We start from the raw sequence: 25,694 nt of genomic DNA, 5'->3' as shown, positions 1-25,694 counted from the left end.
TTTATTATTATCTATATAACGGTCCATATGTTTGACACGCCCGATAATCCGCTCCCTCAATGTCATTTGTACCAAACATATTCCACGCACTAGGTCTAAATATTTTTTCTTCCGCAACATTATGCATATTAACTGGAATGCGCAGCATCGAAGCTAGCGTAATTAAATCAGCACCAATATGACCGTAACTCATCGAACAATGGTTAGCTCCCCAGTTATTCATCACAGTATAAACATCACGGAATGCACCTTTTCCAGTTAAATTTGGAACAAACCAGGTTGTCGGCCATGTTGGATCTGTACGATTGTTTAATACTTCATGAACGTTATCAGGTAAATCGACGGTATAGCCTTCTGCAATTTGTAATACAGGACCAAGTCCTTTCACAAGGTTAACACGCGCAATGGTGACTGGCATATTACCTTTGGATTTGAAATTACTAGAGAAGCCCCCACCTCTGAAATACTCTGTATTAGCAGGTCGCCATTGTGTTGCTTGCAAACTTTTGTTTACTTCTTCCTCGGTAATCTCCCAGAATCGTTTCATTACTGGCTTCCCATCAATTTCCTGCTCTCCAGTACCATCTAACGCAGCAGATCCTGAGTTTAACAAATGTATAATGCCTTTACTTGCTTTTCCTTCAAGCTGATGATTCGTCACTCTTTTAACTGCATCAGGGCTCCAATATGTTCTGACATCAGCAAAAACTTGAGCTGCATTCGTTAATAAGTGACCAAATAACATCGTAGCCGCATTCAATGTATCATTTTCTGTCGCTACAATATAAGGGGCTCGTATCCCATTCCAATCAAACGAGGAATTAAGAACCGCCTCCATGAAATCTCCATTTGGAAAATGATCTGTCCATTGACGTTGACCTTGAAATCCTGATGCAATCGCATTTCGCCCCATCGCTTCCTCTTTATAGCCTAAGTCTGCTAACTTCGGATTACCTTCCATCAAGTCCCTTGTAATAATAGTCATTTTAATATTCATTTTCAAATCTTCTTCTTTTTGTTCTGCTGTCCGTTGATTTTCTTCAGCGTTTGTGTCAGAACCAAATAAACAGTTTTGTTTTACCCATGCATATGCTTTTTCAAATTCTGCTTTATCATAAATCTCTTCATTGATTCTACGGGTTATTTCTGACATATCAACATATTCATTGCGCATACCTAAATAATTCTGGAAAAAGTCCTCATCTACCATGCTGCCTGCAATTCCCATAGAAACAGATCCGATCGATAAGTAAGATTTATCCTTCAACATAGCTACAGCAATACCCGACTTGGCAAAACGGAGAATCTTTTCCTGCACATCCATTGGAATCGTGTTGTCATCAATATCCTGTACATCTCTTCCATAGATACCAAAGGCAGGAATCCCCTTTTGATTATGCGCTGCTAAAACAGCCGCTAAATAAACAGCTCCTGGACGCTCTGTACCGTTAAATCCCCATATCGCATTTGGCCTGTTTGGATCCATATCCATCGTTTCAGATCCATAACACCAACAAGGTGTAACGGTAATTGTCACGCCAACATTTTCTTTATCAAATTTTGCCTTTGTTTGCGCTGCTTCTGCCACTCCACCAATACAAGTATCTGCGATAACTGTTTCCACCGGTTCGCCATTGTTATAGTGCAGGTTTTCGGATAACAATTGTGCTACATACTTTGCCATGTTCATCGTTTTTTCTTCTAATGATTCGCGCACACCTTTTCTGCGGCCATCTATTGTTGGGCGAATTCCTATTTTGGGCATATCCCCGATTAATCTTTGCTTAGCTGTCATGTGTACTCCTCCTTGTTAATTTAATGTAGCATCAACATACTTTACAAAGCGTTCATAAGCTTTTTGCCAGTTCGATATATCAGAAGGTTGATAATGTTGGACCGAAAATGAATGTTGGACTATTTCTCTTGCTTGCTGGATATCACGGATTTCTCCTAATGCAATCCATTGGCCAATCGCATTGCCAATGGAACTAGCCTCAATTGGACCAGCGACAACCTCACAATTTGTAGCATTTGCTGTTAACTGGCATAATTTTTTGTTACGAATTGCTCCGCCTCCCATATGAATACGCTTTAATTTCTTCCCTGTCAATTTCTCCAATCTATTAATGACCCAATGGTATTTCATTGCTAAGCTTTCCAAGATACATCTGATTATTTCGCCTTGAGATTTTGGGATCGGTTGTGATGTTTCCCGACAAAATGTTTGAATTTCTACTAGCATATTTTCCGGATTGAAGAATCTGGGGTCATCAGGGTTAATAAAGGAACGCAAAGGGGCTGCTTCTTCACAAAGGTGGTTCTCTTTTTCAAAATCTGTGTGAATTCCTTCTCTTTCCCATATCACGCGGCATTGCTGCAATAGCCACATACCCATATTATTTTTCTGTAATCGATACTTCCCTTCCATCGTCCCTTCATTAGTAAAACCCCACTCCCTCGCCTTATCATCTGTCACCGGCTCATCAACCTGGACACCGATTAACACCCATGTTCCACAACTCATAAACACTGACTGATCATCTTCTATAGGAAGTGCAGCTAGTGCACTTGCCGTATCATGGCCAGCAACATGGATTACTTTGATTGGATCGATTTGTAATTCTTTATTTATCGATGGCAATGTATCACCAGCAATCGTAAGTGGCTTTTTTATAGGCGCTAATAATTCACTGGATATACCTAATTTATCTAAAATAGTTGTTTCCCATGCTGCTTTACCAGCTCTTAACATTTGTGTTGTGGAACTTATAGTGAATTCATTGGACTTAATACCACAAAAAAAATAAGCTAATAAATTCGGTGTTAACAGTAACATGCCCGCTCTTTCTAATAATTCCGGATTATTTTGCTTTAATGTATATAATTGAAAGATTGTATTAATAGGCGCGGTTTCCACACCAGTTAATCTAAATAACTCTTCTGATGTAATATGTTGTAATACTTCTTCCATTCCTTTTGCATTCTGCGGGTTTCGATAACTATATGGGTTTGCTAATAATTCTCCATTTTTAGAAAGTAAGCCAAAATCAACTCCCCAAGTATCAATCCCCATGCTTTCCACTTTTGCATGGCCTTTTTGAATGCTTACTTGGATGGCTTTTTTCATTTCTGAGAAAATATTTAATATATCCCAGTAATAGTTCTCTGTTACGTGGACAGGATGGTTAGGAAATCGATATATTTCTTCTACATACATTTTTTCACCATCGAAACTATTTAGCATTAAGCGACCATTGGAGGCACCTATATCAAAGGCCCAAACTTTCTTCATACTACTCCTCCCTTCGTACCAAAAAACTATTCCTGAGCATCCTTTAATAATTTTGCACGATATTTTTCACTTGATAGATTACGCAAATCTTGACACTCTTCTTCTGTTAACAGCCTAGGATTTCCGACCATACTGGAAATGGTATATACTTTTGCTGCCTCTTCTGTAAGTTGCATGAAGAAATAGGCTTCTTTCATCGACTTACCCACTGTTAACACCCCATGATTTCGCATAATCACAACATCAGTTTCTTCTATTACTTCTGCAACAGCATCTGCTAAGACATGTGTAGTAGGAATCATGTAATCTAAATACTTCACATTTTTGATCATTGCCGGGAAATCAGGGAACATGCTTGGTATATCTTTTTCAGCAGAAGAAACGCCTACAGAATAACTTGGATGAGCATGTAATACCGAATCAATGTCTGGTCTTCTTCTAAAGCATTCCAGATGCATTAACACCTCTGAGGACGGTTTTAAATGGCTTAATACCTCACCAGTTTCAATATGCACTTTCACCCATTGTTCTTCTTCTATTTCTTGCAGATCAAAACCACTCGGAGAAATATACATATATTCTCCATCCCGCATACTTAAATTGCCACCTGCACCTACCACTAACCCTGAATGAACTAATTTTTCCGCATATTCTTTTAATTGTTCTCTAACTTTTGTCATTGGGTAACCTCCTTAATGACATGATTAAGTAATGACACCTTTTTTTAATATAATATTGGCATACAATGCTCTCTCCGTAGTTGCTATAATGGCATATGCTTTCTTAGATCTTTCATAAAAAGCAAATCGCTCGTCATGACCGATCTGACTTTCAGCCACTTGCTTGTTGCTTAAAATATCTTTGTATGTTTGCCAAATCTCTGGTGTTGGCTCTTTCTGTTCATCCACTACTTGCATTAACGTGACCGGTTTATCAACGAAAGTATCCAGTGGGTACAATTCCAAAATAGCCTCTAATAAATCTGGGACATTATGTCCATCACAACGAATTAAACGATTAGCGTAATTTGCAGCTGGAAAATTACCATCACCTATAACGATCTCATCACCATGACCCATCTCGTGAAGCGTTTTCAATAAATCCGGTGACAAGATGTTGGGTATTCCTTTTAACATGTATACCTCTCCTGTCTATTCATTTTTTCCGATTCTCCTGGTAGATTTTCTTATATGGATATCGGGTGGCAATATAATCTTTCGTTCTTGATCTACATTCTTTTCTTCCACTCTTTCAATCAGAAATTGAATACCAATTCTACCCAAATCGGCTGCTGGTTGTGCTACAACCGTGAAAAATGGATCAAAATATACAACCGGCTCCAGCTCATCAAAACACGCTACCGAAATATCTTTTGGCACTTGTAACCCTAGTTCTTTCAATGCTTTCATCACACTAATTGCAATAAAGTTGTTCGCAGCGAAAATCGCTGTTGGCCGCTTTTTTTCATTCAATTGCATAAGCTGCTTTACAATACCTTTCGTATTTCCAGCTTGAACACTTTTAAAATCAATTTCTGAAATATAATTTTCGTGTACAGGTAAGTCATTCAATTTGAGTGTTTCCAAATACCCTCTGTGTCGTTCTCGTGCTGTCGAAACATTTGACGGACCATTGATAAGAGCAATGTTACGATGCCCATATTCAATCAAATGTTCTACAAGCTTTCGACTACCTTCATAACTATCCCCTAAGACATAGTCTCCTACGAATCCTTCAATTGTTCTGTCAATTAAAACTACAGGAATATTATGTTGTCTTAGCCGCTTAATTTGATCTAATGTTTTATCACTTGTAGGAGCGATTAAAACGCCATCAACCCTTGCTGAGAGCATCATATCAATGTAATTGATTTCTTTTTCGCTGTCTTCATCTGTATTACTCATTAAAACACGGTATCCCATTTCTACAGCTGCATCTTCTGCACCTCTTGCAATTTTAGAGAAAAAAGGGTTAGATATATCTGTTAAAATTAAACCCAATGTTTTCGTTTGATTGGATGTTAAGCTTCTTGCTGCAGAATTAGGAACGTAACCTAATTCTTTGATTGCTTTTTCAACCTTTTCCCTTGTCGCCACACGTATATTACCAGAATTATTAATGACTCTGGAAACGGTCATGGGTGAAACATTTGCTTTTTTTGCAATATCATAGATAGTTACCATAATTGTCTACCTCTTTTTTAATAACATTTTTTATAATGATACCGGTATCATTAATTTATTGCAAGATATTTTTTTTATGAATGTTTTGTTTCTATTTCTTATATGATGACAAACCCATTGAATTTACAACATTATTCTACAACATCATTAATTATCCCTTCGTTAGCATTTTTAAATTAATTATTGACACACCCTTGCCTGTATGATAATTTTATGTTACCGGTATCTGAAAACGTTATCATAGATTGAACACCATACATCATCATCAAGTTGAACTTAGTTCGGTATTCAAATAAATAATATGAAAGCAACTCTTTTTACACTGCCAATTTTCACACTCATTTCCTCAGAAAGACACTATATTGACCCTACTTATACTTCTCTAATTCTTCCAGTCATTGACCTAATAGAAGTTGTGAAACAAATAATTCCAAGATGCATTTCATTCCTATTGTTAAAAGACATATCATTTTTTCACATAACAATGAATAAGCATATTCTTAACTAACCTTCATATGTTATCGGTATCACCCCAACTAATATTCGCAAGGGAAATGGAAACTAGTTTTCTGCCGCTGATAAAGCGATAGATATGCTGTTTCCTGATTAAGTAAACTAAAGGGGGAAAGGAGCAAAAACATGTCCCAAAAAATACTGGAGATGAAAAGCATTAATAAGTCATTCCCCGGTGTAAGAGCACTGTCTGATGTGCAATTGGACTTATATCACGGTGAGGTTTTAGCATTAGTTGGCGAAAATGGTGCAGGTAAATCAACACTAATGAAAATTCTAACCGGCATCTACCAAAAAGACAAAGGCAACATTCTTTATGACGGAAAAGAGATTACACCTTCTAATACAAAAGAGGCCCAGGAACTCGGTATCAACATTATTCATCAAGAATTAAATCTTATGCCAGATTTAACGGTTGCTGAAAATATATTTATTGGTCGCGAGCCGAGAGATAAGTTACATTTTTTTCTGAAAAATAAAGAATTAAATCAAAAAGCGGACGAATTGTTTCAAAGGTTAAACATTAACTTAAATCCTAGAACAAAGATTTCTGAATTAACTGTAGCAAAACAACAAATGGTGGAAATTGCTAAGGCATTATCGTTTAACGCCAAAATACTTATTATGGACGAACCTACTGCTGCTTTAACAGATAAAGAAATCGACACATTATTTGATATTATTGGTTGGTTAAAAAATCAAGGTGTTGCCATCATTTATATTTCACATCGAATGGAAGAATTAAAACGCATCTCTGATCGAATCACTGTGATGAGAGATGGACAATACATTGCTACACTTCCTACCGAAACAACAGAGATCCGCAAAGTCGTTTCATTAATGGTTGGCAGAGAGGTGAAAATTGAACAGAAAGCATCTGATCCAACTACATTTACTGATACTATCCTTGAAGTAAACAACTTAAATAACAATTATATAAAAAATGTATCATTCCATCTTAAAAAAGGTGAGATATTGGGATTCGCTGGGTTAGTTGGTGCCGGGAGAACAGAAGTAGCCAGAGCAATATTTGGAGCGGATCCCTTTTCAGGTGACATTAAAGTAAATGGAAAATCTGTCACAATCAAACAGCCAGTTGATGCCGTTAAACACGGAATAGGTTATTTATCCGAAGATCGGAAGCGCTTTGGTTTAATGCTAGAAATGACTGTAAAAGAAAACATCGTTATTCCGTCCTTGGCTAATTATTCGACAGCCACTTTTGTTAAACCAACAAACATGAAAACTGATGCTGAAGATTATTCTAGCAGACTAAAAGTGAAAACACCTAGTGTTAATCAACAAGTAAAACTACTATCTGGTGGTAATCAGCAAAAGATCGTCATTGCGAAATGGTTACTAAAGGATTGTGATATTTTAATCTTTGATGAACCTACTAGAGGTATTGATGTTGGTGCAAAACAAGAGATTTACGATTTGTTGGAAATGTTAGCTAGTGAAGGTAAATCGATTATTATGATCTCTTCGGAATTAACAGAGATTTTAAGACTCAGCGATCGTATTATGGTAATGAATGAAGGTCGCATAACTGGAGAATTATTAAATCGAGATGCAAATCAAGAAAAGGTTATGGAACTTGCTACAAAGCATAATAAAAGTGTTTAAAGGAGTGAGGAGAGATGGCAACATTAACTAGTAATCCATCTACAAGTAATCACAAGAAAAGACTTGTAAGCTCTGGAGCACTACAACAAATTTTGGCATTTGCCAGTCTCATTATATTAGTTATTTTTTTCTCGATAGCTTCAGAGAATTTTTTACAATGGTCGAACATTGAAGGAATACTATTATCCACCACCGTCATTGGTATCCTTGCATTAGGGACTACCTTTGTAATCATTACGGGTGGAATCGACTTATCAATTGGTACAGGGATGACGTTAACTTCTGTTATGACCGGTGTATTTATCGTGTTCCTTGGTTTACCAGTCATAATAGGTATTATCGGTGGTGTTATTACAGGTGCATTCATAGGTTTTATCTCTGGTTTCTCGGTATCTATTTTGAGAATCCCGCCATTCATTGCAACTCTAGCAATGATGATGATTGCAGAAGGATTATCTCTCGTCATTTCAGGTGCATCACCAATTTATTTTAGTGATGTCGAAGGGTTTAATAGCATTGCCTTAGGTTCTACATTTCCTGGAGGCATCCCGAATGCGGTGCTCATTTTCTTTTTAATGGTTTTAATTGGCTGGATTTTATTATCCAAAACAATTGTAGGACGATACACTTTTTCAATTGGGAGTAATGAAGAAGCAACCAGACTATCTGGGATTAACGTAAGAAAATGGAAAATGATTATTTACACGATTGCTGGATGTTTTACAGGTGTAGCAGGTGTGATTATGGCATCACGATTAAATTCCGCACAGCCTGCATTAGGTATGGGGTATGAATTGGAAGCGATTGCAGCAGTTGTTATTGGAGGTACTTCTTTAAGTGGCGGTAAAGGTTCGCTTATCGGCACAATGATTGGGGCACTAATTATGAGCGTTCTTACAAATGGTCTGCGGATAATGTCCATCCCCCAAGAATGGCAAACAGTTGTTATCGGTTTTGTTATATTACTAGCAGTTTACTTTGATATGTTACGCAAGAAGGATAGTTAATTACTATTCTCTTGGATTTAACTCAGTCATTTGAGTTATTGATAAAGTGAGACTTATCAGGGGCTCTGTCCATGATCCCCCATTAGCTTCTTTGATTTTGTTGAAGTGGAGGTTTACGGACTATTAGCACCGTGATAAATAAATTTTTTAAAGGGGAGTTAACAATGAAGAAGAAATTATTTGGATTTTTAATTGTACTTGTCTCTATTTTATTTGTATTATCAGCCTGTGGCGGTGAATCCGAAGAAGCAACTGAAGATAATGCTGAAAATGGTAATACAGAAGAATCTAGTACGGAAGAGACAGCTTCAAGCGACAAAGAATCTGGTGATAAGCCTTATATAGCTATCATTTCAAAAGGTTTCCAACATCAGTTCTGGCAAGCTGTCCAAAGAGGTGCAGAAAAAGCAGCAGAAGAATTTGATGTAGAAATTACGTTTGAAGGCCCTGAAAATGAATCACAAGTAGATAAACAAATTGAGATGTTACAAGCAGCGCTAGATAAAAATCCTGATGCAATCGGTTTTGCTGCCTTAGATTCACAAGCATCAACACCATTACTTGAGAAAGCGAATGAAGCCAATATTCCTGTTATCGCATTTGACTCCGGTGTTGATAGTGATATTCCTGTTACAACGGCATCAACAGATAACTATGCCGCCGCTTCATTAGCTGCCGAAAAAATGGCAGAATTAATTGGTGAACAAGGGAAAGTTGCATTAGTAGTACATGATCAGGTATCTGTAACCGGTGTTCAGCGTCGTGATGGTTTTGTCGAAACAATAGAAGAAAATTATCCGGACATTGAAATTGTAGATATACAATACGGCGGTGGTGACCATTTAGAATCTACCAACCTTGCAAAAACAATGATGCAAGCACATCCTGATATTGCCGGAATCTATGGATCCAATGAAGGATCAGCAATCGGTGTCGTGAACGCTGTTAGAGAATTAGGTAAAGAAGGAGAAGTAACGGTAGTTGGTTTTGACTCTGGTAAACAACAAATTGATGCAATCAAAGAAGGTGTAATGGCAGGTGCGATCACACAAAATCCGGAGGGAATTGGATATGAAACAGTTAAAGCTGCCGTAGACACATTAAACGGCGAAGAAGTACCAGAAATGATAGATACTGGATTCTACTGGTATGATGCAAATAATTTAGAAGATGAAGAGATTCAAGCTGCGATTTATGAATAAAAAGAAGGCTACCTTAGCAAGGTGGCCTTTTTTTTACCCACATCTTGTTCACTTTTTATACAATAGATTTACCCCTAATTTAAAGATCATATTAAATAATTCATAAAAACACCAATAAAAAATCGGTTGATAACGTCTTATATATAAGGAGGTGTATTATGAGCCGGGTCAATATTTCCGATTTACAAACATCAGAATTAAGGGATAATTTATTATCTTTTAAAAATATATATGAGGAAAATAAAAAGCATGTATTCGCCATTTCATTGTCTATCTTGAAAGACACGGAGTTAGCTGAAGATGTAATGCAAGAGGCATTTATAAAATTGTTTCAATATATGAAGGAGAATGAAATTTCTAATGTAAAAGCATGGCTCTTAAGCGTTGCTAGAAATACTGCATTGGATCTATACCGTAAAAGAAAGCAAGAAATTATAGGCATTCGTGAAAGTCACTTTGAAAAAGCATACTTTGAGAACCCTATCGAAAGGCTAGTTCTCAAAAAATACCTGGAAATATTAAATTTGAACGAGAGGCAAATTGTCTTTTTGAAAGATATTTCAGGAATGAAGCATAGGGAAATTGCCAACATGCTAGAAATGCCACTAGGAACCGTTCTTTGGAAATACAGAAAAGCATTGAAAAAATTAAAAAAGGATCTGGAGGAGGTAAAGTAAATATGAAGAGAAAAGAAATTCGCAAATATTTGAATAGCTCGATTGAAAAGCAAACCCCTAATACTTGGGATAAGATTGAAGCAGAATTACATAAGAGCGAAAAAAACAATCAATTTATTCAAAAAGTTCTACAATCACATGAAAATATTAGAAAGAGAAGATATAAGAAGCTATCTTTTACCGCAGCAACAGTATTATTCGCTTTTATATTGATAACATTTACACCTGTTATAGCATCTCTCCAGGGATTATATGACAAACTATTCACTAGTGAACACATTGATGACCCAGGGATAAGAATTGCTCTTGAACAAGGCTTAGGTCAATCGATTAACGAAACATTCTATGATAAAAAAAATGATATCACTGTTCAATTTCAAAGTATAATGGCTGATGATAAAGAAACTAAATTATTACTGACTTATCAAAGTGATGAAACAAATCTGGAAAACTATTATTTAGATATCTTTGAAGGGGACACTACTATCCAGTTAGTTGACGAAAATGGTCAAAAAAAGCAATTGGACAATGTTGGATGGGGCAGCAGATATTATGACTCTGCCAATAATAAGGTAGTAGAAGCGTTATCTTTCTCATCGATCAAAGACCATCTAGGGGAAGAAATAGGTGTAGTAATTAATAATATTACGATATATGATGATCAAGTAACGAGTAGTACCCAAGCAAGCTGGCGTTTAGATTTCACATTGGCAAAAGCAGCTATTTCAGACAGAACCGTAATGGAGGTTGGGGAACAATTCACCTTTGAGAATGAAACCTATACCATTGAACGCGTGGAATTTTCACCATTGGAAACAAGGGTTGTAGTTTCTGGTTCAGATATTCATTATTATACAGATGAGAACGGGGAAACATATGAAGTGTTCAGTAAACTCGAGCACCAATTCCTAAATGCACGAGTAATTGATAAAGAAGATGGTTATATGGTTGATTACGATAAATCCGGTGTTTTCCTAACTGCAAATGGAAAGAAAGTTGAACCAAACTTTAGTAAAGGGGAAATAAAGCTTGCCAATGGAACGGAATACGTCATGGTGTTTGCACCAGTAAAAGAACAAGAGAATCTTATACTAAAGGTTGGAGAAAAGACTAAGATAGCGTTAGAAGAATAAATTATTAAGGTGCTGCTTGCAGTTCATCAATGTTATTAGTGGCCTTCTAATATCAATTTCACTGCTTTCCTTTTATCAATAGGTGTATTTAAAAGGAAAAAAGCTATTCCGCCCGTAAGCGAAATAGCTTTTGACACCTTTTATTATTTTTCATCCAATGGTTTCTTCCAAAAACCAATCATTAACGCTGAAATGATAGCACCAATAAGAATTGCAATAATATACATCAGCCAGCTTCCTTCAACCGTCGGAATAACAAATATTCCACCATGCGGTGCCGGTAAGCCAACACCGAATAATAATGATAATCCACCAGCTACTGCTGAACCAACAACAATAGAAGGAATTACTCGACCCGGATCAGCTGCTGCGAACGGAATCGCACCTTCTGTAATAAAGAAAGATCCTAATGCATAGTTTGTCTTACCTGCATCACGCTCTTCTCTCGTAAATTTATTACGGAAGAATGTTGTCGAAAGCGCTAATGCTAACGGAGGAACCATTCCACCTGCCATTACTGCTGCATGTGGTCCTAAGTTTCCCGCTTCGATCATGGCAATACCAAACGTAAAGGCTGTTTTGTTAATAGGACCGCCCATGTCGACAGCCATCATGCCACCTAGAATAAGACCTAACAATAACGCATTAGTACCAGTCAAACCACCTAACCACGATTCAAGACCTGTCATAACCGTAGCGATTGGCTCGACAATAATATACATAACAAGTCCAGTAACAAATATATTAATAACTGGGTAAAATAGAATTGTTTTAATACCATCAAATGATTTCGGTAAATTTGCTAAAAGCTTTTTAACACCTAAAGCTACATAACCACCTAAGAAACCTGCGATTAAACCACCCAGAAAACCTGCATTTCCAGACGAGGCCATAAAGCCTCCAATCATAGCCGGGGCAAAACCTGGTCTGTCTGCGATACTCATCCCAATAAAACCAGCTAATACGGCAACCATTAAGCCGAATCCGTAATCTCCACCAATAGTTTTCAGAGCTGCTGCGAATGCATTATATTGCTCGTGATCAGGTTCTGCTGAGTGAATACCGAAGAAGAAGGAAATGGCAATCAGGACACCGCCCCCAACAACAAATGGCAACATATTGGATACACCATTCATTAAGTGTTTATAAAATCCTGTTCGTCCTCCGCTTGAACTGGAGCCTTCACCGCTTCCATCACTTTCAAAAATCGGCGCATCTCCACTCAATGCCGTATCAATTAATTCATCTGGCTTGCGAATCCCGTCCGTTACCCCTCGGCGCAGTACTGGCTTACCTGCAAAACGATCCATTTCTACTTTTGTATCTGCTGCAACAATTATGGCTTTGGCATTTTTGATTTCTTCATCTGTCAGGCGATTTTTCACCCCATCAGAACCATTGGTTTCTACTTTAATAGAAACTCCTAATTCTTTCGCTTTGTCCTTTAAAGCATCTGCTGCCATATAGGTGTGAGCGATACCTGTCGGACATCCTGTTACAGCTAAAACCTCTGGTCCTGATGTTTGATTATTTGTTTCTTCTTCTTCTGCTGCTTGTCCCAGTTTTTCCTGTTCTTTTGCATCAATAATACACAAGATATCTGCTTCGGCATCCGCTTCCATTAATTGGTTACGGAAGTCTTCATCCATCAGCAATGTAGATAATCTGGATAGTGTTTGCAAATGGTCATTATTAGCACCTTCACTTGCAGCAATCATGAAAAGTAAATGTGCTGGTTGACCATCTAACGAATCATAATCTATTCCTTTTTTCGATCTTGCAAAAGCAATGGCAGGAGTAGAAACAGCACTTGTTTTCGCATGTGGAATGGCTACATTCTCCCCTACACCTGTACTACTTTGATGTTCTCGATCCCAAATCGCTTGGACAAACTGCTTTTTATTATTAAGATAATCACCTTCTGATAATTTCATAGCCATCTCATCTATGACTTCTTCTTTGGACTGTGCATTTGCATCTAAGATGATAATGTCACGCTTCAATAGCTCTGTTATTTTCATAGCCCCTCTTCCTTTCTTTTTATAGGCTCAGTCAGTCTGAGTCCATTTATATATGTGTTACGTTAACTTGTGGAAGCAATGCCTCTACTTCATCTTTCGTACATAATGTTTTAGAAAATGCGGTAGCACTTCCTGCCGCAACAGCATATTTAGCTGCTTCTTCAGCATTCTCCGATCTCTGCCAATTGTATATAAATCCAGCCACTGCAGAATCCCCTGCACCTACGGAGTGCACTGCAGTTCCTGTTGGTGCGCTTAATTTGATCACACCACCTGTACCGACATAAATTGCTCCTGCTTTTGCCATCGAAATTAAAACATGATCGATCTTTTGCTCTTGATGTAGTCTTTTAGCTAACCGAACTACATCCTGGTCATTCTTCACTGCTGTATCAAACAATTCTGCCAATTCATGGTGATTCGGCTTAATAAAAGTAGGACTCGCCTTAATAGCTTCTATTAAAGGTGCTCCACTAGTGTCTAAGATCGCCATAACAACTTTTTGTTTTAGCATGGCAACGATTTCCTTGTATACGTTTGTTGATAAGGAACTTGGTAAACTTCCCGCTAAGACAACAATGTCACCTTGTTTTAACTGTTCAATTTTTGAGAGAAATGCTTGATACTCTTCTTCCTTTATTGTTGGAGAAACTCCGTTCACTTCTGTTTCTTCTGTATCTCTTTTTAGTTTTACATTTATTCTCGTATCTTGTTTTAAGGAAACAAAATCATGCTCTATCTTCTTTTCCGACAAATAATCGGTAATAAATTTTCCAGTAAATCCACCAACAAAACCTAATGCTGTTGATGAAACTCCAAAGCGATCCAGTACACGGGATACATTAATCCCTTTACCTCCCGCTTCCTTATAGTCTGACTGACTCCTGTTAACCTTCCCAGGATGAAAAGTTTCGAGATTAACTACATAATCAATTGCCGGATTTAATGTAACGGTATAAATCATAACGGTACCACCTCCAAAGTTGTCTGCTTGCTAATTGCTTCTTGTTGTTCGTTTGATAAACCGTTTGTCGTAATGATATGAACATTGGCTAAATCAGCGACATTCGCAAATGAAACTTCGCCAAACTTAGATGGGTCTGCTAATACATACCTTGCTTGTGATTGTGCCAGTGCTATTTGTTTCACACTTGCTTCTTCTGGATCCGGAGTGGTTAACCCTTGTTCTAGATGTATACCATTGATCCCTATAAAGCATTTATCAAAACGATATTCTTTAATCGATTCAACTGCTTTGGTACCAATGAGTGCAGCAGTACCTGTTTTTGCCTTTCCAGAAACACAATAGGTTTCAACTCCATATTCAATAAGTAATTGCACATGAGGGATTCCATTGGTGACAACCATGACCGATTTATCTTTTAAAAATGGAATTAATTCCATTGTTGAAGAACCAGCATCCAGATAGATTGAATCACCTTCTTCAATAAAAGATGCGGCTTTTTGCGCTATTCTACTTTTTTCCTGTTGATTGATCGTCGACTTTTCAAGTAATGTCGGTTCTTCTCGTTTCTTTTTTAACAGCGATGCACCACCATGAACACGTTTAACAAATTGTTGCTTTTCTAACTCTGTTAAATCTCTGCGAATGGTCGATTCTGAAGCGTTTGTGACCTCACACATTTCTTTCACTGTTACGACATCTTTTTCTTTTAATAATGATAAAATGATTTCTTGTCGTTCAATCGTCAACATGGATTCCATTCTCCTCATTTGCATATTAATCGCTTACATCGATTTTACAATCAAAAACGTTCATTGTCAATCACTAATAATCAAAATCAACCAATAACGGTCAATCCAGCTCTTGCACATTATGTTATGATAAAGTGAGACTATGATCAGTGGGGTCTTACAGACGGTTAGCACCGTGATAAATACAGTACATAAGAAAGAAGGTTCACTTCATGAAGAATCTTTACATCTTCTTTGCTTTTATTTTTCTTTTACATATTATTTCGGTATTTTATCCAACCACATTTCTATCATACGTATTAGGAGCTCTTTCCATAGCCATGCTCGCTATCAGTTTTGCAAGAGCTTCTCGATTGTTTCAAATTTTAGGTTTCGGCTTTTCCATAGTAGGAATATTGTTGTTTTTTTCCACTGATCTAATGGTATGGGAAGTTGTCCCATTACTCGGAAGAAATTTATCTTTATTAACCTTGTTAGCCGTATTACCTTGGATGAATAGCGCTGTTGCAGCGGGACGCTTTGATAGATTAATGCAGCATTTGTTAAGAGGAAATGTTCGGAATTTGGGACAGTTGTATCAACGAAGTACAACAGCAATGATGTCATTGACAGCTTTTTTGAATGTCTCTTCTGCAACCATTGCACAAGATGTGCTGATGGATAATTTAAAACCGATTCAGAAGCAAATTGCCAATAAATTTATTATGATGGCAACCTTGAGAGGTTATTCCCTAGCATTACCATGGAGTCCATTAGAAGTGTTGCTTGCAATGGGGATTTTTATTACAGGAGTCAATTATGCGGAATTATTACCTTGGATGATCTTTATAACCATACTCATGTATGGACTGGATAGTCTGTGGGGTCGGTTTTATTTTAAAAAATACCCTTACCCAGACCTAATACAGTCAACCGCTAATAAACAAAACAATCAAAATCGATCAAAAATCATTCAATTATCGGTAGCATTATGCTCATTTCTTTTATTAGTGATTGTTTTAGGAAATTTATTTGACATGGAATTCATTTTGACTGTGACATTGTTAGTATTTCCTTTCGCCTGTTTATGGGCGCTTGCAATAGGTAGATGGAAAAGTTTTTGGAAGATCGGCTGGAACCGATGGAAGAACAGCATGAATAATATGGACAATTTTATCGTGTTATTTGTAACGTTAGCTCTATTTACTAACACACTAAATGAATCTCCAGCTCTTTTGATGTTACAAGATCCGATTTTATTTGTTTCTGATTATCCGATCTTAATTTTAATTATGATTCAATTACTTTTTGTAGTATTGAGTATGTTCGGTGTTCACCCTGTTGCAACAATGGGGATTTTAAGCGGTATTAGTCCGATGTTGATGGATATTTTAAGTCCGTTGAGTCTTGCGGTCAGTTTAATCATTGGTGGTGTCTCCACTGTTCCAATCGGTACATATGGACTCGTTGTCACTATTACATCAATGAGCCTGAAACAAAGCCCGTACTATATTACCTATTATAATCTTATCTACTCCTTCGTGTTCGGATCAATCGGTATCATACTTGCATATCTATTAATATAAGAGAGGCACGGGAAAAATCCCCTGCCCCTCCATTTCTATATATTCTCCATCTATTTCTAGCTACTCTCCCACAGTTTGTGCAGCTTGGTCAAGAGCTTCCTGTGCTGTTTGTGATTGCTGACGCAATACGCTGTTTAAGGTGTTTGTGGTTAGTTCTTGTTGCATATCCGGGTTCTTTTCTGTAATATTTATCGATTCAATCTCATCACGTACCTCTAGTAACGTATCAAAGATATCATCACCAAAGAATTTATAGAATTTGTTATCTTTTCGTATTTCTTCACTTTCCCATACTGTCCACATCGGAGGGTCAAACCCTAATATTTCCCAAATTGCAATATTTCCTTCCTCTGATAGTTTTGCATAAGCTAAAAAGTCCTGTGCTAATTGTGCGTGTTCTGTCTGGTTCGTGACAACTGTACCTGTTCCGCCTGCACCTGCTGATCTGTCACCATCCTCTGTCCATTTTGGCATTGGGCGGATAACCATTTTCCCTTCCAAGTCAGGCATATAATCGGTAAAGCGACCCATATACCACATCGGCATAATTAACGACGCTTGACCACCATCATTCATAAATCCATAGAATTCTTCCACATGATATTCCCCACCTGGAGTAATTTCAGCAATTTCTTGTTCATAAATCATGTCATGCATAAGTTGCAACGTCTTTACATTTGTCTCATTGTTTATAATAACATTGCCATCTTCATCAAAATAATCAGAGCCTTGTTGACGAATTAGAGGCCAGAATGACCAAATATCTCCAGTCTCAAAAGTAGTCATTACCGAATCCGTATTTTCCACCACTTTTTTCCCAGCTTCCATGTAATCATCCCAAGTTTTAATCGAATCGATATCAACGCCTGCTTTATCCATAATCTCTTTATTATAATAGGCAACTGTAGCTCCTACGTGGAATGGAATACCATAATAATTTCCATCTTTAGCGTAAATATCAAAACGGGATTCAATAAATTGGTCTAACACAGGCTCTACATAATCATTCATCGGCAATAATTGGGGTTCACCTTGCATGAAATTAGGGAACCTATTTAATTCAATATCTACTATATCCGGGGCACCTGTACCAGATTGTAAAGCTAATAACAAGTTATTGTGCATGTTGTCATATGGATATGCTTCTGCTTTTAATGAAATAGCTCGATCCGGGAACTCTTCATTCCAACGTTCTACTGCATCTCGAAAGAAGTCTAAGTGCAGTTCCTGAAATGTCCAAAAAGTTAATTCTGTAGCATTCTCCGCATCGCCTCCCATAACTTCTGAAGCTTCTGCATCAGAATTTGTTTCTGTCTCTCCTCCATCACTTCCACCATCTGCCGCATCATCACTACTACAAGCCACTACAAAAGCAAACATAATACCTAAGGATACTAACAACAAGAATTTTTTCACCATTACATTCCACCCCTTTTATGATTGCGCTTACATTTATATAGAAAAGCACAACATTCCTTGTAAAAAAGAATGCCATGCATTACTATCCTAATATGTTACATAAAATTTTTAACTGGCTCTCTTTTTTCCCATCCATCCCTAAATAAAGGCAAAAAGTTTTCTCTTCGGTAAGGATGCTTTTTAATTTCATCTAGATTTAAGTCTGTTCCCCAACCCGGACGATCACTTAATTCAATATAACCATCTTTGATTTCTAATGTATTTGTAAGCACATTTTTCGTCCAAGGCTCGTTAAAGTCATCAAAAATTTCATGAATAAAGAAATTCGGTGTTGCCGTATTTAAATGTGCACAAACGATCGAGCATAAAGGCCCTTGGGCACTGTGTGGAGCAATTACTCCATTGAAAGCGTTTACCATTCCAGCCACTTGTTTTGCAGCCGTCAGTCCCATAAACTGTGGCTCTAATTGAATGATATGAACCTGATTATGTGATAACAATTCAGCAAATTGTTCTTTACAATAATAATCTTCGCCACAAGCAATTGGAACTGGACTTCGTTTAGCAACTTCTATCATAGAAGATACACTCTGCGGTGGAACCGGTGCCTCAAACCAGGTTGGTTGATATGGTGCCATTTCTTCTGCAAAACGTAATGCCGTATGCACACTAAATCGATTGTGCCCCTCAACTAAAACATCGATATCCTTACCAACTGCTTCTCTTACCGCTGCTATTAATTCAATAGCTAAAGAGAAATCTTGACGATCTACAGCCTTCCAGGCAGAACCAAACGGATCAAATTTAAGTGCCGTATAGCCTTTCTCCACAACCTTTTTAGCCATTTGATAAAAGTTTTCCGGTGTTCTTTCACCACTTGTGTACCAACCATTCGCATAAACCCGCAGTTGATCATGACATTTTCCGCCTAATAATTTATATACAGGCTGACCTAATGCTTTCCCCATTATATCCCAGCAAGCAAACTCGATGCCGGATAAGGCAGCTCCTTGAATCTGACCACCATCTGAAAACACATCTCGGAACATACTGAGTGAGTGTTTTTCTACATCAAATGGATCTTTTCCCATCACATATGGTTTTAATTCATGGATAGCAGCTTCCACAGTTTTACCGAATGCATTTAAGGTTGCTTCGCCAATCCCATGTATGCCTTCATCCGTTTCGACCTGTACAAACACCCAATTTTTCCATCCATTACCTGCTATATACGTTTTTACATCTGTAATTTGCACGAGTGCCTCACTCCTCCTTAATTCATCTGATGAATTTTATTTTCTATTGAAATCATATGATAAATATTATAAAATGTAAATAGAAATTTTATAATTTTCTGAAAAAATAAATATCAAAGGACGACTATCAAGATGAAAAAGAAAAAATTAATCTATGAAATCGTATATGAAGAAATTAAGAAAAATATCCGAGACGGGAAATGGCAGGCAGGTGAAAAAATTCCAACAGTGCAAGCATTATCTCAGCAATTAAATGTTAGTATCTCTTCTGTTAGAGAAGCGATAAAAATCTTGAGTCAGCAAAGAATTTTACGAGTGGAACAAGGTCGGGGGACATTTGTAGAAACACAATTAAGTGATAATCCGAATCAAACATTTGATTTTTTAGAGAATTCATCCATAGAACAACTGACAGAAGCACGGCTTGTCATAGAACCCGAATTGGCAGCAATAGTTGCAGAACGTGGCAGTGAAGAGGAAGTAAAAAGCATCTTGCAATGTGCCAGAGTAATGCAAAAAAAGATGCTGGCCGGTGAAGATTTTCTAGAAGAAGATATAGAATTTCATTATTTAATTGCACAAGCAACAAAAAATGACGTGCTCTTGAAAATGATGACGCTCATTAGCGATTTATTATATGATAGTCGTCGGCATTCCATGAAGATCAAATCACAAAATGAAAAAGCAGCAAACTATCATATTCTTATCGCCCAAGCCATTAAAGAAAGAAACCCATTGCAAGCGAGAAACTTGATGAATTCCCATATATTAGACTTGTTGGATGATCTTAAAAAAAGACCTCGTTAAATAGGAGTGGAGCTAATGATGAAAAAATCACAAAAACTACTACAAAAGTTAAGGTTTCCTGTAAAAGACGCACATGAAGTGCCAAGTTCGTCACAAACCTTTGATGATGGAGGTAATTTCCGTATTGAAATTCCTTCAGTTGAAGGAGCGGCAACGATGAAGGCAGTAATAGAAGAAGCGAAAGAGCAAGACATCCATGTTAACCGTGTTTCACAAGGCAGTGGCATCATGTTACTAAGTGATCAGGAAATAAAAGAAATGGTGGCGATGGGACGGGAACAAAACATAGAAGTCTGTCTGTTTGTCGGACCTAGAATGGCTTTTGATACTGGTGCTAGCGGGCATATTAGTCCGACACTCGGCTGGCGTCATGCCGGCATTGATCAGATAAGCTATGCTTTAGAAGATATTTTTCGCGCCATTGACCTTGGCATTAACAGTATTTTAGTAGCTGATGAAGGCTTACTACACCTAATTGGCGAAGCAAAAAAAACCGGAGATATACCAGAGGACTTTATTGTAAAAGTATCCGCTTTAATGAGTCCAGCCAATCCTGTATCAGGTAAACTGTTTCAAGATTTAGGAGGGACTACTTTAAATATACCTGGTGACCTTTCACTAGCCCAAATTGCTGCCTTTCGCCAAACGGTTGATGCTACACTTGATATGTATGTGGAGTCTCCGGATAATCTGGGGGGATTTATTCGTTATTATGAAATACCTGAAATTGTAAGAGTTGCATCACCAATCATGTTAAAGTTCGGCTTACGGAATGCAGCAAACATTTATCCATCTGGGCAACACTTAGAAAGCGTATCCATTGCACAAGCAAGAGAAAAGGTAAAAAGAGCAGCAATAGGACTCGGACACTTACAATCTACGAATCTTAAACAATCAAAAACAATTACTTATTAATAAGAAAAGCGCAGTGCGCCCGTTTAGAAACGTAGCGACTAGAGCGAATCAACTGAGATAAAGGAATCACGGTGAGCTTGCGAACCGATGATGACTTATCGTAGGTTGATTCGTGAAGTCGCCTAGTTTCTGGGCGCTGGGAGCTAGACAAATACGCAAATTTTATACTTACTTATTAATAAGAAAAGCGCAGTGCGCCCCAAGCTGGTCGGCATGATCAAAATTCATACGTATCTTCCACATTAGAAAGGAGTTCTTCTTTATGACACATTACTTAAATTATATCAACGGTGAATGGCAAGAGAGTGCTAGTAATCGTAAATATCAGAGCATTAACCCTGCAAATACTAGTGAAATTGTCGGTGAAGTGGAGAATTCTGTAGCTGCAGAAGTAGATAAAGCAGCAAGCTATTCTCAACAAGCTTACTTATCATGGAAAAAATTAGCTGGTGCAGAACGGGGCCAGTATTTATACAAAACAGCAGACATTCTCGAAAGTAGATTAGAAGATATTGCGGAAACGATGACTAGAGAAATGGGGAAAACATTACCTGAAGCCAAAGGGGAAACCGCACGTGGTGTCGCTCTATTACGCTACTATGCGGGAGAAGGAATGCGAGAAGAAGGGGATGTAATACCATCTACTGATGCAGCGGCTTTAATGCTTACAAAACGAGTTCCACTTGGTGTTGTAGGTGTGATCACTCCATGGAATTTCCCTGTAGCAATTCCCATTTGGAAAATGGCACCTGCCTTAATCTATGGCAATACGGTTGTGTTTAAACCTGCTTTAGAAGCATCTGTCACTGCTGCAAAAGTAATCGAATGCTTTGATGAAGCAGGATTACCAAGTGGCGTTATCAATATGGTCAATGGGGAAGGTGCTGAAATCGGCCAACGCATCGTTGACAATCCGCAAATAAATGGTATTACCTTTACCGGTTCTGATAAGACAGGAAAAATAGTCGGACAAGGAGCATTAAATAGAGGTGCTAAGTACCAGCTTGAAATGGGTGGAAAAAATCCTGTTATTGTAACGAAAGATGCTGATATCGATCTCGCCGTGGAAGCGACGATAAGTGGCGGATTACGTTCTACCGGCCAAAAGTGTACAGCGACAAGTCGTGTCATTATCGATGAATCAATATATTCTACATTTAAAGAAAAGCTACTTGAAAAAGTTGCAAAAATAACGGTAGGAAACGGATTACATCCAGAAACATGGATGGGTCCAAGTGTTAGTGATAAACAACTTAACACAGTTCTGGACTATATCGAAATTGGTAAGAATGAAGGTGCAACATTAATTCACGGTGGTAATCGTTTAACAGATAATGAACTGGATCAAGGCTATTTTGTTGAACCAACCATTTTTGAAAATGTAACAACAGACATGAGGATTGCTCAGGAGGAAATTTTCGGACCGGTTCTTGCTTTAATGAAAGTGAAAGATTTAGGGGAAGCTTTAACTATTGCAAATGACGTCGAATTTGGCTTAAGTGCTTCGATCTTTACAACCAACATTCAGAATATGCTAGACTTTATCGATGACATGGAAGCAGGATTGGTTCGCATCAATGCAGAGAGTGCTGGTGTAGAACTACAAGCCCCATTTGGCGGTATGAAAAAATCAAGCTCCCATTCGAGAGAACAAGGACAGGCAGCTAAAGAATTTTATACTAATACTAAAACAGTCTTTATTAAAGGGTAGAGTGGAGCTGGATGAAATAGACGTTGAATTTCAGCTAAGCCAGTCCTTTTCGTAAAACTAGCAAACTAACCACAGCTATTGGCTTTAACCCGGACATTTATTCCGTTATATCTTATGAAAACAATGATATTAGTATGTTCATGGACATCTATTCCGTTATTTAGCAAAAAACAGGTGGATTTCATATGAATTCAGGAAAATAACGAACTAGATGTCCACTTACACTTTGAAAATAGCTATATTCATAAAAATAACGGAACAGATGTCCGATTAATACCTAGGTATGGCGATCAGCAAAATGATCGTCTTTTTTTATGACTTAAAATAAAATTACACTTTGGAATATTATGGTAAAATGATGAAAGAAGAGCTTGTGCAATCGAGCACGTAGAAGGAGTGGTATTATTATAAAGAAAATTGGATTTTATAGTGTAGTTCTCATTGGGATGACGGTGTTGCTTTATTTAATGACTTCTACCATTGAGGAAGCAAACTTGGCAATAGAGAGAGCGACAAACCCACAAATCCCACTATTGAAAATGAGTTTATGGGCGTTTTTGTTTGGCATTTTAACAGATTGGAACGCGTTAAAAAATATATTTCTTAAAGGTAACTTCAGAGTTAATTGGCTTGTAGTTCCCTCTGTCTTGTTGGCAATCATAAGCTTTATTCCTAGGATGTATTGGGTCAAGTGGTTTAGTATCGACATTCCGTTTTTTATAGAAATGTTTTTATTAGCGGAAACTCAAATTCTTCTTACAGCATTATCAGGAATTTTGTTAGTTCGGTCTTTTAACGGCAACCAAAATTGAAATAACCGGTACAAGAATACTAAACAATATTTCCGAATGAAGGGGGGAATACTAAAAATGATAGGAGTCTTTTTAGACCGTGATGGGACAATTGGTGGGGATGGTGGAGGCGTACATCCATTTGAATTCACCCTGTACGATTATTCTGGAAAAGCAATTAATCTTCTTAATGATAGTGGTATAAAGGTTTTTCTTTTTACTAATCAAAGTAGGATAAGCAAGGGGAGTTTTACTGAGCAGATCTTCCTTGAAGGTTGCAAAAAGATGGAGAAAGAATTAAAAAATCAGAATGCGTATTTAGATAGAATTTATTATTGTCCACATAGACCTGAGGATAATTGTAATTGCCGTAAACCTCAAACTACCCTCTTGGAGATGGCTAAAAAAGAAAATAATTTAGATTTAAAGAAGTGTTACATTATTGGCGATAGATTGAGTGATATGGAATCAGCAGAAAATGTTGGTGCAACGAAAGTATTAGTTAAAACCGGAAGAGGTTTAAGGTCATTGGAGGAGTTACCCAACAAAACTTCAGAAAATTTAACGATTGACTATGTTGCTAACAACGTCCTACATGCTGTCGAGTGGATACTAACTGACAGAGTACAAAGGGAGAGATAACTTCAAACCCTTACCTATCTGGATTAACAAGATAATAAAAAAACTGCACCCCAAATTGTTAGAATGTATCCAACAATTGGGGTGCAGTTCATATCTAAGCATTTTGTACTGTTATTCATATCGCTAAAATCTACTGTGATCATTAAGGTGTTATTTAACTAGACTCTCCAATGCATCATCAATCATTTGACTGTTGGCAATTGGGCCTGTATATAACCAGCTTGAGTCCTGACCATATTCATAAATATTGCCTTTTTTTACAGCAGGAATGTTTTGCCAGATAGGATCTTCAAGCACACTTGATCCATTATTACTATTCACTAAGAATATATGATCCGCGTTTAATTCTGCTAGTTTCTCTAAAGAGATTTCTGACCAGTTCGCAGTTGTCGTTTCGGAAATCTCAGATACGACACTTGGAGCTGTCAATCCTAGATCATTATATAATAAATCTCCACTGGACAAGTTCTCACTTACAATGTAAAAAGTATCTGCAAATAACCATAGCGCTGCAACAGACTCGTCACCAATAGCACTTTGAATTTGTTCTTTTGCATCCTTTGCTTTCGCTTCATATTCTGTTAATACTTCTTCTGCCTTTTCTTCCATACCAAAGACTTCAGAAATAATTTTCAGTTCTTCTCGCCAGTCATTGTTCTGTTTTGTTCCCACAACAAAAGTTGGCGCAATTTTATTATATTGATCATATTTATTGTCTTCTACCATGGAGGCAGAATCCATTAATAATAAATCTGGTTCAAATGACGTAACTGCTTCATATGGCAATTCACTTGGAATAGTTGGAATACCTTCTAAATCGTCCTGTAAATATTCCTGAATATCCTCACCTTCGCGAACAGACCATTGGGCAACTGGTGTAATTCCTAATGAAACTAAATAATCTTCCAGATAAGATGCAATCACTCGTTTAGGATTTGCTGGGATTGTCACCTCATGACCCATCGCATCTGTTACAGTTCTAGTCTCTTCACCTTCTGCACCATTATCGTCAGCAGTTTGACCTTCTTTTGCTTCGTTCTCTTCAGCAGAAGGTTCTGCAGAATCTGTATCTTCACCATTACCACACGCCGCTAACACAAATAAAAAAGCAGCAGATAAACATAATAACCAATTTTTTCTATACGCTTTCACTTTTATAGCTTCCCCCTTATATTATGTAACACCATTCGCTCTTATAAATGATAACAATTTTCATTT

At 37.5% G+C, this 25,694-nt stretch carries 22 protein-coding genes; 11 read left to right on the top strand and 11 right to left on the bottom strand.

What is annotated here, in order from left to right; all coding sequences use genetic code 11:
* Positions 1-7 precede the first annotated feature (7 nt).
* From ACTWP4_RS05035 to ACTWP4_RS05015, 5 genes are read right to left on the bottom strand one after another with little or no spacing between them, the layout of a single operon-like run.
* Complete coding sequence (locus ACTWP4_RS05035) at positions 8-1,795, bottom strand: L-fucose isomerase (RefSeq protein ID WP_443127666.1); 1,788 nt, start codon at positions 1,793-1,795, stop codon at positions 8-10.
* A 15-nt stretch (positions 1,796-1,810) separates the two neighbouring features.
* A complete protein-coding gene (locus tag ACTWP4_RS05030; protein WP_443127665.1) occupies positions 1,811-3,292 on the bottom strand; it encodes a rhamnulokinase in 1,482 nt (493 codons plus the stop codon).
* Positions 3,293-3,318: 26 nt separating this feature from the next.
* Entirely contained in the window at positions 3,319-3,972 is a 654-nt protein-coding gene (locus ACTWP4_RS05025) for a class II aldolase/adducin family protein (protein WP_443127664.1), read from the bottom strand.
* Positions 3,973-3,996: 24 nt separating this feature from the next.
* Complete coding sequence (locus ACTWP4_RS05020; RefSeq protein ID WP_443127663.1) at positions 3,997-4,428, bottom strand: RbsD/FucU family protein; 432 nt, start codon at positions 4,426-4,428, stop codon at positions 3,997-3,999.
* A gap of 15 nt (positions 4,429-4,443) precedes the next feature.
* A complete protein-coding gene (locus ACTWP4_RS05015) occupies positions 4,444-5,475 on the bottom strand; it encodes a LacI family DNA-binding transcriptional regulator (protein ID WP_443127662.1) in 1,032 nt (343 codons plus the stop codon).
* A gap of 639 nt (positions 5,476-6,114) precedes the next feature.
* Here ACTWP4_RS05015 and ACTWP4_RS05010 point away from each other — a divergent pair.
* The 5 genes from ACTWP4_RS05010 (at position 6,115) to ACTWP4_RS04990 (ending at position 11,633) form a co-directional block, all read left to right on the top strand.
* On the top strand, positions 6,115-7,614 hold the full coding sequence (locus ACTWP4_RS05010; RefSeq protein ID WP_443127661.1) for a sugar ABC transporter ATP-binding protein: 1,500 nt from the start codon (positions 6,115-6,117) through the stop codon (positions 7,612-7,614).
* Positions 7,615-7,628: 14 nt separating this feature from the next.
* Positions 7,629-8,621: an ABC transporter permease gene (locus tag ACTWP4_RS05005; RefSeq protein ID WP_443127660.1), complete on the top strand. Its 993-nt coding sequence runs from the start codon at positions 7,629-7,631 to the stop codon at positions 8,619-8,621.
* 164 nt (positions 8,622-8,785) lie between these two features.
* On the top strand, positions 8,786-9,823 hold the full coding sequence (locus ACTWP4_RS05000) for a substrate-binding domain-containing protein (RefSeq protein ID WP_443127659.1): 1,038 nt from the start codon (positions 8,786-8,788) through the stop codon (positions 9,821-9,823).
* 158 nt (positions 9,824-9,981) lie between these two features.
* Complete coding sequence (locus tag ACTWP4_RS04995) at positions 9,982-10,500, top strand: RNA polymerase sigma factor (RefSeq protein WP_443127658.1); 519 nt, start codon at positions 9,982-9,984, stop codon at positions 10,498-10,500.
* A 2-nt stretch (positions 10,501-10,502) separates the two neighbouring features.
* Entirely contained in the window at positions 10,503-11,633 is a 1,131-nt protein-coding gene (locus ACTWP4_RS04990; protein WP_443127657.1) for a DUF4179 domain-containing protein, read from the top strand.
* A 143-nt stretch (positions 11,634-11,776) separates the two neighbouring features.
* On the opposite strand, the gene ACTWP4_RS04985 is transcribed toward ACTWP4_RS04990, so the two are convergent.
* From ACTWP4_RS04985 to ACTWP4_RS04975, 3 genes are read right to left on the bottom strand one after another with little or no spacing between them, the layout of a single operon-like run.
* A complete protein-coding gene (locus ACTWP4_RS04985; protein WP_443127656.1) occupies positions 11,777-13,654 on the bottom strand; it encodes a PTS fructose transporter subunit IIABC in 1,878 nt (625 codons plus the stop codon).
* A 46-nt stretch (positions 13,655-13,700) separates the two neighbouring features.
* Positions 13,701-14,618 (bottom strand): 1-phosphofructokinase, encoded by a 918-nt coding sequence (gene pfkB / locus ACTWP4_RS04980; RefSeq protein ID WP_443127655.1) that lies wholly within the window; start codon positions 14,616-14,618, stop codon positions 13,701-13,703.
* Positions 14,615-15,370, bottom strand: a complete 756-nt coding sequence (locus tag ACTWP4_RS04975) for a DeoR/GlpR family DNA-binding transcription regulator (protein ID WP_443127654.1) — start codon at positions 15,368-15,370, stop codon at positions 14,615-14,617. Before ACTWP4_RS04975 ends, pfkB begins: the two co-directional genes overlap by 4 nt.
* Positions 15,371-15,582: 212 nt before the next feature.
* Between ACTWP4_RS04975 and ACTWP4_RS04970 the strand changes: the two genes are divergently transcribed.
* Complete coding sequence (locus ACTWP4_RS04970; protein WP_443127653.1) at positions 15,583-16,935, top strand: hypothetical protein; 1,353 nt, start codon at positions 15,583-15,585, stop codon at positions 16,933-16,935.
* 60 nt (positions 16,936-16,995) lie between these two features.
* On the opposite strand, the gene ACTWP4_RS04965 is transcribed toward ACTWP4_RS04970, so the two are convergent.
* Together ACTWP4_RS04965 and ACTWP4_RS04960 are read right to left on the bottom strand one after the other, a co-directional pair.
* The gene (locus ACTWP4_RS04965; protein WP_443127652.1) at positions 16,996-18,354 is read right to left on the bottom strand and encodes an ABC transporter substrate-binding protein; all 1,359 of its coding nucleotides are present in this window, start codon (positions 18,352-18,354) and stop codon (positions 16,996-16,998) included.
* A 95-nt stretch (positions 18,355-18,449) separates the two neighbouring features.
* A complete protein-coding gene (locus ACTWP4_RS04960) occupies positions 18,450-19,610 on the bottom strand; it encodes a mandelate racemase/muconate lactonizing enzyme family protein (RefSeq protein ID WP_443127651.1) in 1,161 nt (386 codons plus the stop codon).
* Positions 19,611-19,742: 132 nt separating this feature from the next.
* Between ACTWP4_RS04960 and ACTWP4_RS04955 the strand changes: the two genes are divergently transcribed.
* The 5 genes from ACTWP4_RS04955 (at position 19,743) to ACTWP4_RS04935 (ending at position 24,476) form a co-directional block, all read left to right on the top strand.
* The gene (locus ACTWP4_RS04955; RefSeq protein WP_443127650.1) at positions 19,743-20,417 is read left to right on the top strand and encodes a FadR/GntR family transcriptional regulator; all 675 of its coding nucleotides are present in this window, start codon (positions 19,743-19,745) and stop codon (positions 20,415-20,417) included.
* A gap of 15 nt (positions 20,418-20,432) precedes the next feature.
* Positions 20,433-21,332: a hypothetical protein gene (locus tag ACTWP4_RS04950; RefSeq protein ID WP_443127649.1), complete on the top strand. Its 900-nt coding sequence runs from the start codon at positions 20,433-20,435 to the stop codon at positions 21,330-21,332.
* 262 nt (positions 21,333-21,594) lie between these two features.
* Positions 21,595-23,043 carry an alpha-ketoglutaric semialdehyde dehydrogenase GucD gene (gene gucD, locus ACTWP4_RS04945; protein WP_443127648.1) on the top strand — a complete coding sequence of 483 codons (1,449 nt, stop codon included), beginning with the start codon at positions 21,595-21,597 and terminating at the stop codon, positions 23,041-23,043.
* Positions 23,044-23,498: 455 nt separating this feature from the next.
* Positions 23,499-23,855: a hypothetical protein gene (locus ACTWP4_RS04940; RefSeq protein ID WP_443127647.1), complete on the top strand. Its 357-nt coding sequence runs from the start codon at positions 23,499-23,501 to the stop codon at positions 23,853-23,855.
* A gap of 57 nt (positions 23,856-23,912) precedes the next feature.
* Positions 23,913-24,476: a D-glycero-alpha-D-manno-heptose-1,7-bisphosphate 7-phosphatase gene (locus tag ACTWP4_RS04935; protein WP_443127646.1), complete on the top strand. Its 564-nt coding sequence runs from the start codon at positions 23,913-23,915 to the stop codon at positions 24,474-24,476.
* A gap of 150 nt (positions 24,477-24,626) precedes the next feature.
* Here the strand turns inward: ACTWP4_RS04935 and ACTWP4_RS04930 are convergent, their stop codons facing one another.
* Positions 24,627-25,628, bottom strand: a complete 1,002-nt coding sequence (locus ACTWP4_RS04930) for an ABC transporter substrate-binding protein (protein ID WP_443127645.1) — start codon at positions 25,626-25,628, stop codon at positions 24,627-24,629.
* Between the last annotated feature and the right edge of the window lie 66 nt (positions 25,629-25,694).

It is taken from the genome of Gracilibacillus sp. D59 (assembly GCF_052246695.1).
Lineage (GTDB): Bacteria > Bacillota > Bacilli > Bacillales > Amphibacillaceae > Gracilibacillus.
This window is presented reverse-complemented; position numbering and strand designations above follow the sequence as displayed.

What these genes read in the sequence shown, in the direction of transcription:
- ACTWP4_RS04990 (WP_443127657.1), top strand. Translation starts at nt 10,503, where the DNA reads ATGAAGAGAAAAGAAATTCGCAAATATTTGAATAGCTCGATTGAAAAG.
- ACTWP4_RS05005 (WP_443127660.1), top strand. Translation starts at nt 7,629, where the DNA reads ATGGCAACATTAACTAGTAATCCATCTACAAGTAATCACAAGAAAAGA.
- ACTWP4_RS04975 (WP_443127654.1), bottom strand. Translation starts at nt 15,370, where the DNA reads ATGTTGACGATTGAACGACAAGAAATCATTTTATCATTATTAAAAGAA.
- ACTWP4_RS04985 (WP_443127656.1), bottom strand. Translation starts at nt 13,654, where the DNA reads ATGAAAATAACAGAGCTATTGAAGCGTGACATTATCATCTTAGATGCA.
- ACTWP4_RS05035 (WP_443127666.1), bottom strand. Translation starts at nt 1,795, where the DNA reads ATGACAGCTAAGCAAAGATTAATCGGGGATATGCCCAAAATAGGAATT.
- gucD (WP_443127648.1), top strand. Translation starts at nt 21,595, where the DNA reads ATGACACATTACTTAAATTATATCAACGGTGAATGGCAAGAGAGTGCT.
- ACTWP4_RS04970 (WP_443127653.1), top strand. Translation starts at nt 15,583, where the DNA reads ATGAAGAATCTTTACATCTTCTTTGCTTTTATTTTTCTTTTACATATT.
- ACTWP4_RS05020 (WP_443127663.1), bottom strand. Translation starts at nt 4,428, where the DNA reads ATGTTAAAAGGAATACCCAACATCTTGTCACCGGATTTATTGAAAACG.
- ACTWP4_RS05030 (WP_443127665.1), bottom strand. Translation starts at nt 3,292, where the DNA reads ATGAAGAAAGTTTGGGCCTTTGATATAGGTGCCTCCAATGGTCGCTTA.
- ACTWP4_RS05015 (WP_443127662.1), bottom strand. Translation starts at nt 5,475, where the DNA reads ATGGTAACTATCTATGATATTGCAAAAAAAGCAAATGTTTCACCCATG.
- ACTWP4_RS04995 (WP_443127658.1), top strand. Translation starts at nt 9,982, where the DNA reads ATGAGCCGGGTCAATATTTCCGATTTACAAACATCAGAATTAAGGGAT.
- ACTWP4_RS05025 (WP_443127664.1), bottom strand. Translation starts at nt 3,972, where the DNA reads ATGACAAAAGTTAGAGAACAATTAAAAGAATATGCGGAAAAATTAGTT.
- ACTWP4_RS05010 (WP_443127661.1), top strand. Translation starts at nt 6,115, where the DNA reads ATGTCCCAAAAAATACTGGAGATGAAAAGCATTAATAAGTCATTCCCC.
- pfkB (WP_443127655.1), bottom strand. Translation starts at nt 14,618, where the DNA reads ATGATTTATACCGTTACATTAAATCCGGCAATTGATTATGTAGTTAAT.
- ACTWP4_RS04935 (WP_443127646.1), top strand. Translation starts at nt 23,913, where the DNA reads ATGATAGGAGTCTTTTTAGACCGTGATGGGACAATTGGTGGGGATGGT.
- ACTWP4_RS05000 (WP_443127659.1), top strand. Translation starts at nt 8,786, where the DNA reads ATGAAGAAGAAATTATTTGGATTTTTAATTGTACTTGTCTCTATTTTA.
- ACTWP4_RS04965 (WP_443127652.1), bottom strand. Translation starts at nt 18,354, where the DNA reads ATGGTGAAAAAATTCTTGTTGTTAGTATCCTTAGGTATTATGTTTGCT.
- ACTWP4_RS04955 (WP_443127650.1), top strand. Translation starts at nt 19,743, where the DNA reads ATGAAAAAGAAAAAATTAATCTATGAAATCGTATATGAAGAAATTAAG.
- ACTWP4_RS04950 (WP_443127649.1), top strand. Translation starts at nt 20,433, where the DNA reads ATGATGAAAAAATCACAAAAACTACTACAAAAGTTAAGGTTTCCTGTA.